At 73.4% G+C, this 11,688-nt stretch carries 8 protein-coding genes and 1 pseudogene; 3 read left to right on the top strand and 6 right to left on the bottom strand.

All coding sequences use genetic code 11. From position 1 onward, the window contains the following. Nucleotides 1-1,366: 1,366 nt before the first annotated feature. The 4 genes from uvrC to rsgA all read right to left on the bottom strand — a co-directional run bounded on the left by uvrC (nucleotide 1,367) and on the right by rsgA (nucleotide 8,284). Nucleotides 1,367-3,307 carry an excinuclease ABC subunit UvrC gene (uvrC, locus tag IEY96_RS14105; RefSeq protein WP_189195245.1) on the bottom strand — a complete coding sequence of 647 codons (1,941 nt, stop codon included), beginning with the start codon at nucleotides 3,305-3,307 and terminating at the stop codon, nucleotides 1,367-1,369. A 90-nt stretch (nucleotides 3,308-3,397) separates the two neighbouring features. Beyond that, on the bottom strand, nucleotides 3,398-3,886 hold the full coding sequence (locus IEY96_RS14100; protein ID WP_189195244.1) for a Rieske (2Fe-2S) protein: 489 nt from the start codon (nucleotides 3,884-3,886) through the stop codon (nucleotides 3,398-3,400). A 164-nt stretch (nucleotides 3,887-4,050) separates the two neighbouring features. Beyond that, nucleotides 4,051-6,996, bottom strand: a complete 2,946-nt coding sequence (uvrA, locus tag IEY96_RS14095; RefSeq protein ID WP_189195243.1) for an excinuclease ABC subunit UvrA — start codon at nucleotides 6,994-6,996, stop codon at nucleotides 4,051-4,053. Between the two features lie 208 nt (nucleotides 6,997-7,204). Beyond that, nucleotides 7,205-8,284, bottom strand: a complete 1,080-nt coding sequence (gene rsgA / locus IEY96_RS14090; RefSeq protein WP_189195242.1) for a ribosome small subunit-dependent GTPase A — start codon at nucleotides 8,282-8,284, stop codon at nucleotides 7,205-7,207. Between the two features lie 233 nt (nucleotides 8,285-8,517). On the opposite strand from rsgA, the gene IEY96_RS14085 reads away from it, so the two are divergent. Together IEY96_RS14085 and IEY96_RS14080 are read left to right on the top strand one after the other, a co-directional pair. Then, nucleotides 8,518-9,234: a maleylpyruvate isomerase family mycothiol-dependent enzyme gene (locus tag IEY96_RS14085; RefSeq protein WP_189195241.1), complete on the top strand. Its 717-nt coding sequence runs from the start codon at nucleotides 8,518-8,520 to the stop codon at nucleotides 9,232-9,234. 8 nt (nucleotides 9,235-9,242) lie between these two features. Continuing rightward, nucleotides 9,243-9,896: an MBL fold metallo-hydrolase gene (locus tag IEY96_RS14080; protein WP_189195298.1), complete on the top strand. Its 654-nt coding sequence runs from the start codon at nucleotides 9,243-9,245 to the stop codon at nucleotides 9,894-9,896. Nucleotides 9,897-9,944: 48 nt separating this feature from the next. On the opposite strand, the pseudogene IEY96_RS14075 reads toward IEY96_RS14080, so the two are convergent. Together IEY96_RS14075 and IEY96_RS14070 are read right to left on the bottom strand one after the other, a co-directional pair. Next, nucleotides 9,945-10,535, bottom strand: a pseudogene (locus IEY96_RS14075) (DedA family protein); the annotation flags it as partial. Nucleotides 10,536-10,626: 91 nt separating this feature from the next. Continuing rightward, nucleotides 10,627-11,313 (bottom strand): class I SAM-dependent methyltransferase, encoded by a 687-nt coding sequence (locus tag IEY96_RS14070; RefSeq protein ID WP_189195240.1) that lies wholly within the window; start codon nucleotides 11,311-11,313, stop codon nucleotides 10,627-10,629. Nucleotides 11,314-11,479: 166 nt separating this feature from the next. Between IEY96_RS14070 and IEY96_RS14065 the strand changes: the two genes are divergently transcribed. Continuing rightward, nucleotides 11,480-11,683 carry a cold-shock protein gene (locus IEY96_RS14065; protein WP_013287480.1) on the top strand — a complete coding sequence of 68 codons (204 nt, stop codon included), beginning with the start codon at nucleotides 11,480-11,482 and terminating at the stop codon, nucleotides 11,681-11,683. Nucleotides 11,684-11,688: the final 5 nt, after the last annotated feature.

Genomic DNA, 11,688 nt, shown 5'->3' with positions numbered 1-11,688 from the left:
CCGGTGGTGCGTGGTCCGGGGGATGTTAACGACCGGCGGGGGCCGGTCATTCCGACCGGCTGCCTCGCCCTGGGGGCGGGTACTGCGCGGTCTGCCATGTACAACGACCCGCCCCCCGCCATGATTCCGCCCCGGCGGTGGCGCCGACCACCGCGCCACACGCTACGCGTCACGGGCTGCGCGGCGTGGGGCGTATGTCCGGTTTGTGATGGCTTGGTGGCGAGGCACCAGTCCGGTTTCGCCGGGTGGGTCCCCCGGCCGCGACACGCTGCTCGCCGGCAGGCACGGCCTCCCGTGCGAACCTCGGCACGCCGACAGATCTTGGTAGCAAACGGCCCCTATAGGGGCCACTTCCGTCCAAGATCTCTGGCTTGACCGGCCCGCCGCAGCTGGTCCAGCGCCGGGGTCGGGCGAAGTGGCGACATACTGGGACAGAGGGGCCGCCTCGCCGAGCCGCCCGCCTCATGAAAGTGCAGACCATGGCATAGACGCGCAGGCCGTGACACTCAGACATGGGATCGCCCGGGGGGCGCGGATCGCGTGGGTGGAACGATACGGAGGTCACCGGTGCCCGGAGACATGCACAGCGTTCCACCGACCCCGGCGCGTCGCCCGCGACCACGTCCCCGGCCGACCCCTCCGGACGCCGGTCGCGGCCACGTCCAGGCCGACCCCAGACAAGGGCCGCGGCCACGTCCCGGCCGACCCCAGACAAGGGCCGCGGCCACGTCCCGGCCGACCCCAGACAAGGGCCGCGGCCACGTCCCGGCCGACCCCAGGCAAGGGCCGCGGCCACGTCCCGGCCGACCCCAGGCAAGGGCCGCGGCCACGTCCCGCCCGACCCCTCCGGACGAGGGTCGCGGAAACGGGACACCGACCCCCACGGCGCGCAACGCGGAAGTCCCGGGCCGGGAAGCCGACCCCAGGGGACAACCCAGACAGCCGGATCTTGGCGAGTTTCCGTTCGCAGCCAACAGCAAGTCGCCAAGATTCGCGCGAGCGGACGCGGCCAGGACGTCGCGCACAGCCGGCGCGACGGTGACCGGCGCTCGCGTGGCAGTCAACTGGCCACCGCCACCCGTCCGTCAGCCAGCCGCCGACCGCCATCCCCGCAGACGGTTACCGGCGCTGGCGCCGCCGTCGGCTGGCAACCGCAGTCCGTCCGGCAGTCAGCTGCTGACCGACGCCCGCTCAGGCAGTGAGTGGCCCGGCCCCAGCCGGCTTTCTGCGGCGACAGCCTCCCCGCCCAGCGGTGATCGCCGCCCGCCCAGCGGTCAGCAACTGACAGGCCGGACATTCCGCCCCACCTGTGCCACGACAGATGGGACAGCCCGTGGTGAGTGGAACGCCATGGGTGTCTCCCGGGTCAGGCGCTGGGGGTGGCCTGGGCGCCTTCGTCCAGGGCGGCCAGGATCGCCTCGGCGGTCCGCTTGCCGACCCCCGGCACCTCGGTGATCTCCTCCACGGTCGCCGTGGAGAGCCGCTTCAGCGAGCCGAAGTGCCGCATGAGCGCCTTGCGGCGTACCTCGCCGAGGCCGGGGATGTTGTCCAGCGCCGATTCGGTCATCCGCTTGGAGCGCCGCTGGCGGTGGAAGGTGATGGCGAAGCGGTGCGCCTCGTCGCGTACCCGCTGGAGCAGGTAGAGCGCCTCGGAGGTGCGCGGCAGGATGACCGGGAACTCGTCGTCGGGCAGCCAGACCTCCTCCAGCCGCTTGGCCAGGCCGCAGAGCGCCACGTCGTCGATGCCCAGCTCGGCGAGGGCCTGCGCGGCGGCCGCCACCTGCGGCGGGCCGCCGTCGACCACGACGAGCTGGGGCGGGTAGGCGAACTTGCGCGGGCGCCCGGTGGTCGGGTCGATGCCGGGCCGGTCGGGGTCACCGGCGGTCTCCTCGCCGATCTCACCGGTCTCGGCGCGGGCGTCGAGGTAGCGGGCGAAGCGCCGGCGCAGCACCTCGGACATGGCGGAGAGGTCGTCGGTGGCGCCCCGCACGATGAACCGGCGGTACTCGCTCTTGCGGGGCAGGCCGTCCTCGAAGACGACCATGCTGGCCACCACGTCGGTGCCCTGGATCTGGGAGACGTCGAAGCACTCGATGCGCAGCGGGGAGGTGCGCATGCCGAGCGCGTCGGCGATCTCGTCGAGGGCCTGGCTGCGGGTGGTGAGGTCGCCGGCCCGCTTGAGCTTGTGCCGGGCCAGCGCGTCCTTGGCGTTGCGCTCGACGGTCTCCAGCAGCGACCGCTTGTCGCCCCGCTGCGGCACCCGCAGCGAGACCCGGCTGCCGCGCCGGGCGGAGAGCCAGTCGGCTAGGGCGTCGACGTCGCCGGGCAGCTCGGGGACGAGCAGCTCGCGCGGCACGTCGGCCTCGCCCTGCTCACCGCCGTAGACCTGCGTGCAGAAGTGGTGCACCAGGTCGCCGGTGGTCAGCTCCTCGGTCTTCTCCACCACCCAGCCGCGCTGGCCGCGGACCCGCCCGTCGCGGACGTGGAAGACCTGGACGGCGGCCTCCAGCGGGTCGTCGGCGAAGGCCACCACGTCGGCGTCGGTGCCGTCGCCGAGCACCACGGTCTGCTTCTCCATGGCCCGGCGCAGTGCCGCCACGTCGTCGCGCAGCCGCGCGGCCCGCTCGAACTCGAGCTGCTCGCTGGCCTCCAGCATCTCCTTCTCGAGCCGGCGGACCATGGTGTCGGTGCGGCCCGCCATGAAGTCGCAGAAGCCGTTGACGATCTCCCGGTGCCCCTCGGCGGTGACGCTGCCGACGCAGGGCGCGGAGCACTTGCCGATGTAGCCGAGCAGGCAGGGCCGGCCGACCTGGCCGGCGCGCTTGAACACGCCGGAGGAGCAGGTCCGCGCCGGGAAGACGCGGAGCAGCAGGTCCAGCGTCTCGCGGATGGCCCAGGCGTGCGAGTACGGCCCGAAGTAGCGCACCCCCTTGCGCTTCGCGCCGCGCATCACCTGCAGCCGCGGGTATTCCTCGTCGAGGGTGACCGCCAGGTAGGGGTAGGACTTGTCGTCGCGGTAGCGGACGTTGAACCTGGGGTCGTACTGCTTGATCCAGGTGTATTCCTGCTGGAGCGCCTCGACCTCGGTGGCGACGGTGATCCAGTCCACCGACTCGGCGGTGAAGACCATCTGCCGGGTGCGCTGGTGCAGGTTGACCGGGTCGGCGAAGTAGGAGTTGAGCCGGCTGCGCAGGTTGCGCGCCTTGCCGACGTAGATCACCCGGCCGGTGCCGTCGCGGAAGCGGTAGACCCCTGGCGACTCCGGGATGGTGCCAGGTGCGGGACGGTAGGTCGAGGGGTCAGCCACGCGCCAAGCCTAGTCCGCACCCCCGACACCCGGCCGTCGCCGCGCGTCCCCCGCCACCGGGCGGGGCGGGGGACACACGCGCCGGGGCGGTCAGGCCAGGGCGATCTGCTCGCCGGTGACCTTGATGTTCTTCGGCGCGAGCGGCTTGGTGGCCGGGCCCTGCTTCACCGAGCCGTCGGTGATCGAGAACCGGCTGTTGTGGCAGGTGCAGTTGATGGTGCCGCCGTCGACGTTCGACACCGGGCAGCCCTGGTGGGTGCAGATCGGGTCGAAGGCCTTGAACTGGCCGGCCTCGGGCTGGGTGATCACGACGCCCTTGCTGGCGAAGACCGCGCCGCCGCCGACCGGGATGTCGGTGGTCCGGGCGAGCGGACCGGTGCTGTCCCGGTTGCCACCCTCGGCGTCGCCGGCGCCGGTCGCGCCCGGGCCACCGCTGGTCGGCGCCGGGGCTCCCGTGCCGGATTCGTCGTCGCCGCCGCAGCCCGCCAGCACCACGGCCGCGCCGACCGCGCCGGCGCCCGCGAGCAGGGCGCGGCGCGTCTGCGTACCCGGCCCGGTCAGCACCTGATCATCACTCATGTCCGGCCTCCCTCTCGCCTGTCGCCACCCCGTCATGATCCGTGGCCACTCTTCAAAACACGGACCAGGGTGCCGCACGGTTCATACTGGCGCGTCACCAATCGGATATCTGCACAGACAACGGGCGGGCCGGGTCGCCCCGGCCCGCCCGTCGTACGCCTGGCTCAGCGCGCCCCGGCCGGCACCTTGCGGGTACGCGACTTCACCGCGCCGCCGTTGGCCTTGGCCGCCCGGGTGGTGGCCGCCTTGGCGCCCTTGGCCGCGCCGTCGAGCTTGAGGATCGGCCGCAGGAACTGGCCGGTGTGGCTCTCCGGCACCTCGGCGACCTCCTCCGGCGTGCCGGTGGCGAGCACGGTGCCGCCCCGGTGCCCGCCCTCGGGGCCCATGTCGATGATCCAGTCGGCGGACTTGATCACGTCGAGGTTGTGCTCGATGGTGATCACCGTGTTGCCCTTCTCGACCAGGCCCTCGAGCACCATCAGCAGCTTGCGGATGTCCTCGAAGTGCAGGCCGGTGGTGGGCTCGTCGAGCACGTAGACCGTGCGGCCGGTGGAGCGCTTCTGCAACTCGGAGGCGAGCTTGACGCGCTGCGCCTCGCCGCCGGACAGCGTCGGCGCGGGCTGGCCGAGCCGCACGTAGCCGAGGCCGACGTCGACGAGGGTCTTGAGGTGCCGGTGGATGGCCGGGATGGCGGAGAAGAACTCGGCCGCCTCCTCGATCGGCATGTCCAGGACCTCGGCGACCGTCCTGCCCTTGTAGTGCACCTCCAGGGTCTCCCGGTTGTAGCGGGCGCCCTTGCAGACCTCGCAGGGGACGTAGACGTCCGGGAGGAAGTTCATCTCGATCTTGATGGTGCCGTCGCCGGAGCACGCCTCGCAGCGCCCGCCCTTGACGTTGAAGGAGAACCGGCCCGGACCGTACCCCCGGACCTTGGCCTCGGTGGTCTCGGCGAAGAGCTTGCGGATGTGGTCCCAGACCCCGGTGTAGGTGGCCGGGTTGGAGCGCGGGGTCCGCCCGATCGGCGACTGGTCGACGCCGACGACCTTGTCCACGTGCTCCAGACCGGTGATCCGGGTGTGCCGGCCGGGGACCAGCCGGGCGCCGTTGATCTGGTTGGCCAGCACGGCGTGCAGGATGTCGTTGACCAGCGTCGACTTGCCGGAGCCGCTGACCCCGGTGACCGCGATGAGCTGGCCGAGCGGGAAGCTCACGGTGAGGTTGCGCAGGTTGTGCTCGCGCGCCCCGTGCACCACCAGCTCGCGGCCGGGGGTCTGCGGCCGGCGCAGCGCCGGCGTCGGGATCGACTTCCGCCCCGACAGGTACGCCCCGGTGACCGACTCCTCGTTCTCCAGCAGGGCCGGCACCGAACCGCTGTGCACGATCTTGCCGCCGTGCTCGCCCGCGCCCGGGCCGATGTCGACGATCCAGTCGGCGACCCGGATGGTGTCCTCGTCGTGCTCGACCACGATCAGGGTGTTGCCCAGGCCGCGAAGCCGCAGCAGGGTCTCGATCAGCCGGTGGTTGTCCCGCTGGTGCAGGCCGATGGAGGGCTCGTCCAGCACGTAGAGCACGCCGACCAGGCCGGAGCCGATCTGGGTGGCGAGCCGGATGCGCTGCGCCTCGCCGCCGGAGAGGGTGCCGGCCGGGCGGTCCAGGGAGAGGTAGTCGAGGCCGACGTCGAGCAGGAACTTCAGCCGGGCGTTGATCTCCTTGAGCACCCGCTCGGCGATCATCTTCTGCCGGTCGGTCAGCTCGATGCCGGCGAGCAGGTCGGCGGCCTCGCCCACGGAGAGGTTGCAGACCTCGGCGATGCTCTTGCCGGCCAGGGTGACGGCGAGCACCTCGGGCTTGAGTCGGGCGCCGCCGCAGGCCGCGCAGGGCACGTCCCGCATGTAGCCCTCGTACTTGTCCCGCGACCACTCCGACTCGGTGTCGGTGTGCCGGCGCTCGATCCACTGCACCACGCCCTCGAAGCCGGTGTAGTAGGAGCGCTCGCGGCCGTACTTGTTGCGGTAGCGGACGTGCACCTGGTCGTCGGAACCGTGCAGGATCGTCTTCTGCGCCCGGGACGGCAGCGCCCGCCACGGGGTGTCCACGTCGAAGTGCTGGGCCTCGCCGAGCGCCTCCAGCAGGCGCAGGAAGTATTCCAGGTTGTGCCCGGTCGCCCAGGGCTGGATGGCGCCCTCGCGCAGGGTGCGCTCCGGGTCCGGGATGACCAGCTCCGGGTCGACCTCCTTCTTGGTGCCCAGGCCGGTGCACTCCGGGCAGGCGCCGTAGGGCGCGTTGAACGAGAAGACCCGGGGCTCCAGGTCCTCGATGGCCAGGGGGTGGTCGTTGGGGCAGGCCAGGTGCTCGGAGTAGCGCCGCTCCCGGGCCGGGTCGTCCTCGGCCAGGTCGACGAAGTCGAGCAGCACCAGGCCGCCGGAGAGGCCGAGCGCCGCCTCGACCGAGTCGGTCAGCCGCTGCTTGGCGCTGGGCTTGACGCTGAGCCGGTCGATGACCACCTCGATGGTGTGCTTCTCCTGCTTCTTGAGCTTGGGCGGCTCGGTCAGCGGGTGCACCACGCCGTCGACCCGGGCCCGGGCGTAGCCCTTGGCCTGGAGCTCGGCGAAGAGGTCGACGTATTCGCCCTTGCGGCCGCGCACCACGGGGGCGAGCACCATGAACCGGGTGCCCTCGGCCATGGCCAGCACCCGGTCGACGATCTGCTGCGGGCTCTGCTTGGAGATCCGCTCGCCACAGATCGGGCAGTGCGGCTCGCCGATGCGGGCGAAGAGCAGGCGGAGGTAGTCGTAGACCTCGGTGATGGTGCCGACGGTGGAGCGCGGGTTGCGCGAGGTGGACTTCTGGTCGATGGAGACCGCGGGGCTGAGGCCCTCGATGAAGTCGACGTCGGGCTTGTCCATCTGGCCGAGGAACTGCCGGGCGTACGACGACAGCGACTCGACGTAGCGGCGCTGGCCCTCGGCGAAGATGGTGTCGAACGCCAGGCTCGACTTGCCGGAACCGGAGAGCCCGGTGAAGACGATCAGGGCGTCCCGGGGCAGGTCGAGACTGACGTCACGCAGGTTGTGCTCGCGCGCGCCACGGATGATCAGTCGGTCGGCCACGGTGCGTGTGCTCCCGGAAGAAGAATGTGAGGCGGATCTGTCCGCCCGACGCGGGGTCTGAGCGGTTTTCGAGGGTTGTCGAGGCGCAGGGAAGGCGCCTGGGCAACTTTAGCCCCGAGGTATGACAAGTTCCGTCGCGCGCACATTCCCCCAGCTCAGCGCGGTCGGGCGGGAAGTAACGCAGCCCGCCCGACCGCCCGGCACACGTCTAGAGTGCCCCGGGTCCGGGCGGGGTCGCCGGACGCCCGGTCCGCCGCCGGCCGGTGCGCCAGCCGCCCCGACGCTCGGCGGCCAGCCGGACCTCCCGACGCCGGCTCTCGTACGCCACCTCGCGCTGGAGGCGGCGCCAGTTCTCCCAGCGCCGGACGGGCAGCTCGCCGCTGTCCAGCGCCGCCCGCACCGCGCAGGCCGGCTCGGCCTCGTGGGCGCAGTCGGCGTACCGGCAGCCGGCGGCGAGCTCGGCGATGTCGGCGAACGCCAGGTCCAGGCCGGCCGAGCCGTCCAGCAGGCCGACCGCCCGCACGCCGGGGGTGTCCAGCACCGCTCCCCCGCCGGGGATCGGCACCAGCGCCCGCCAGGTGGTGGTGTGCCGGCCCTTGCCGTCGGACCGGCGGATCGCCTGGGTCCGCATCACGTCGGCCCCGGCCAGGGCGTTGACCAGGCTCGACTTGCCCGCGCCGGAGGGCCCGAGCAGGCCGAGCGTGCGCCCCGGCGTGACGTACCGGCGCAGCGGCTCCAGCCCGGCGCCGCGCTCGGCGCTGACCGGCAGCACCGGCACCCCGGGCGCCAGGGCGGCGAGCTGCCGGGCCACCGCCGCCGGGTCGGGGGCCAGGTCGGCCTTGGTGAGCACGACGAGCGGCTCGGCGCCGGACTCGTGCGCCAGGGAGAGCAGCCGCTCGATCCGGGCGGCGTCCGGCGCGGGGTGCACCGGCTCGACCACCGCGGCGGCGTCGAGGTTGGCGGCCAGCACCTGGCCGCTGGCGTCCTTGCCGGCGGTACGCCGGATCAGCGCGGTGCGGCGGGGCAGCACGGTCTCGACCGTGACCGGCCCGTCCGGCCAGGTCGCCAGCAGCACCCAGTCGCCGGCGCAGGGCAGCGCGGTCAGGTCGCGGGCCGCGGCGGCCAGCACCCCGCCGCCCAGGCTGGCCCGGACGGGCCCCTCGGGGCGGAGCACGGTGCAGACGCCGCGGTCGACGCGGGCCACCCGGCCCGGTCGGCGGTCGGTGCGTGGATTCGGGTACGCCGCCCGGTCGGCGTCCCAGCCGAGGGCGGTCAGATCGATGGTCATGGTGTCCTCATCGGTGTCGAGGGGGTTCATGGCGGTGCACGCGTGCTACGACCGGCATGCTCACCACCTCCGCTCCGACTCCCGGTGCCCGCGTCCTGCGACGACGTCGGCCCGGCGGGTCTGACGCCGCGCCGCGACCTGAAGCCGTCGGCCCCGACGGTAGGGTGCGCGCCGACGCGCCGAAAGCGATTTCCCCGGCGACGCGACGGCGGCGTACCGCTAGGGTCCAAGGCGTGACGAGCGATCCCCTCCTGCTGACCGGCGAGCTGGACGAGGCGACCGCCCGGCTGCTGCGTACCGTGGCCGCCCTGGGCGCCGACGACGTCGCCGCGCCGTCCCTGCTGCCGGGCTGGACACGCGGCCACGTCCTGACCCACCTGGCCCGCAACGCCGACGGGTTCGTCAACCTGCTCACCTCCGCCCGCACCGGCGAGGACATCCCGATGTACGCCAGCCCCGAGGCCCGGTCCGCCGACATCGAGGCCGGGGCCGGCCGGGGGCCGGCGGACCTCATGGACGACCTGCGCCGCAGCGCGCAGCGGTTCACCGCGGCGGTCGCCGAGATGCCGGTCGAGGCGTGGGGCGCCACGGTGCAGACCCGGCGCGGGCCGTGGCCGGCGGCGATGCTGGTCTGGGGCCGGCTGCGCGAGGTCGAGGTGCACCACGTCGACCTGGGCGCCGGCTACCGGCCGGCCGACTGGCCGGACGCGTTCGCCCAGCGGCTGCTGCACGAGGTGGCGGCCGGCCTGGCCGGCAACCCGGCGGCGCCGGCCATGGTGCTGCGCTTCGACGGCGTCCGGCACGAACTCGTCGTGGGTGATCCCGAGGGGGCGCCCACGGTCACCGGCCCCGCGCCGGAACTCGCCGCCTGGCTCACCGGCCGCAGCGCGGGCGAGGTGCTCACCGTCACTCCCGACGGTCCCCTGCCGACTCCACCGGAATGGATCTGAACGCCGTCATGACCTACAGCGGAGACGTCACGCCCGGCGGTGCGCCGGCCGTGCGCGAGCTCGACCGGCTCACCATCACCAAGGTGTCGGTGGGCCCCATGGACAACAACGCCTACCTGCTGCGCTGCCGGGAGACCGGGGAACAGGTGCTGATCGACGCGGCGAACGAGGCGCCCCGCCTGCTCGACCTGGTCGGTGACGGCGGGCTGGCCGCGGTCGTCACGACCCACCGGCACATGGACCACTGGGTCGCCCTGGAGGAGGTGGTCGCCAAGACCGGGGCCCGCCCGCTGGTGCACGCCGACGACGCCGAGGGGCTGCCGATCGACGCCGAGCCGCTACGCGACGGCGACACCGTGCCGGTCGGCGACTGCGCGCTGGAGGTGATCCACCTCAAGGGGCACACCCCGGGTTCGATCGCGCTGCTCTACCGCGACCCGTCCGGCGTGCCACACCTGTTCACCGGGGACTCGCTCTTCCCGGGCGGGGTGGGCAACACCGAGCAGGACCCGGAGCGGTTCGGCCAGCTCATCGACGACGTCGAGCGGAAGCTTTTCGACCGGCTGCCCGACGAGACCTGGTTCTACCCGGGTCACGGCAAGGACAGCACGCTCGGCGCCGAGCGCCCCGCGCTGCCGCAGTGGCGGGCCCGCGGCTGGTGAGCGCCGCGGGTCGACCCGCTCGGCGGCGTTCGCGCCGGTCACCGCCCGCAGCCGGTGCCGGGTGCCGAGCAGCACCGGACCCGCGAGCAGCAGGCCGACCAGCATGGTGAGCGCGGTCGGGTTCGGTGCCCCGGGCAGCAGCCCGGCCAGCGCCCGCGCCGTGATGCCGAGGGCCACGTAGAGCCCGGCCCAGAGCGTCGCGCCGAGCGCCGCGCAGGCCGCGAACCGCCGGTAGGACATCCGTAGCCCGCCGGCGGCCAGCGGCAGCAGCGCGTTGAACACCGGCAGGAACGGCGCCACCAGCACCATCCGCCCGCCGCCGCGGCGCAGCAGCGCCTCGGCGGCGGCCCAGCGAGGCTCGCCGATCCAGTCACCCAGCCGGCTGCGCCGCAGCTGCTCGCCCCAGCGCCGCCCGGCCAGGAAGCTCAGCGACCAGCCGGCCAGGCAGCCGGCCACCACCGCCACGACGGTCGCCAGGCCGGTGGCCGGCCGGCCCGCGCCGACCGCGGCGAGGACCGCGGCGTCGCCGGGCACCAGCACCCCGAGCAGGGGTACGGCGTCGGCGAGCATGACCACGCCCAGCATCCCCATCAGCAGGGTGGTGGGCAGCTCCCCGAGCTGGGCCAGCAGATCCGTCATGCTCCGTACGCTAGGGCCCCGGGGCGACCCACCACATCGGGCATGATCCCCCACCGGCCCCCTAGGGCGGCTCCGGATGATCCCTGAGGGGTCAGCGGGGACGGAGGACCTGGACCCGGCGGACCGGGGAGTCGACCGAGGGTTCGGTGACGGGCACCGGGTACGCCGCCACCAGCTCCAGCCGGTCCGGCGGCAGGTGTCCGCGGTCCGGGTCGCCGACCAGCACCTGCACGCCCCGGTCGGCGGCCCGTTGCAGGTACGGCAGCACCCGCGCGGCCAGCCCGGCGTCGTAGAGGACGTCCCCGGCCAGCACGAGATCGGCGCTGGCGGTGCCGTCGAGCAGGTCGTCCCCGGTGGCGGACACGGTCACCCGGTTGGCCCGGGCGTTGACCGTGACGGCCGCCACCGCCCAGGGGTCGACGTCGTTGGCGACCACCCGGTCGGCGCCGGCGAGCGCGGCGGCGATGGCGACCAGCCCGGATCCGGCGGCCAGGTCGAGCACGCGCCGCCCGGCGGCCAGTTCGGGGTGGTCGAGCAGGTGCCGGGCGAGCGCCTGCCCACCGGCCCAGACGGAGGCCCAGTACGGCGGCGGCAGCGACCGGCCGGCCGCGGCCTCCATCCGGGCCCACCAGAGGATGGCGTCCTCGGCGAGGTGCAGGCGCACCTCCGGCACGAACGGCGCGTCGACCAGCCGGAGCCGGTCCAGGCCGTCGCCGGGCGCCGCGATCTCCCGTTCCAGGTCGGCCAGCGGCGTCTGTGTCCTCACCGGGGCAAGCATGCCCCCCGCCGCCCCGCGCCGGAGGGATTTTCCGGCTGACGGCGTTTTCGTGAGCCACGCCGGCACTTCCGGCAGCGAATCGCGCTTCGGGCGGTTACTGTCGGGAAGGTACAGGGCGATCACCGGCCGCGACCGGTGCTCACCCGCATTGAACAGGGAGAGACGCATGGCAACCGGCACGGTCAAGTGGTTCAACTCGGAAAAGGGCTTCGGCTTCATCGAGCAGGACGGCGGAGGTCCGGACGTGTTCGTCCACTACTCGGCCATTCAATCCAGCGGCTACCGCGAGCTGAACGAGGGCCAGAAGGTCGAGTTCGAGGTGACCCAGGGCCAGAAGGGTCCGCAGGCGGACAACGTCCGTCCGATGTAGCTTCG

Source organism: Micromonospora fulviviridis, assembly GCF_014648395.1.
GTDB classification, from domain to species: domain Bacteria; phylum Actinomycetota; class Actinomycetes; order Mycobacteriales; family Micromonosporaceae; genus Micromonospora; species Micromonospora fulviviridis.
The sequence above is the reverse complement of the archived record's forward strand: the minus strand, read 5'-3'. Positions and strand labels throughout refer to the sequence as shown.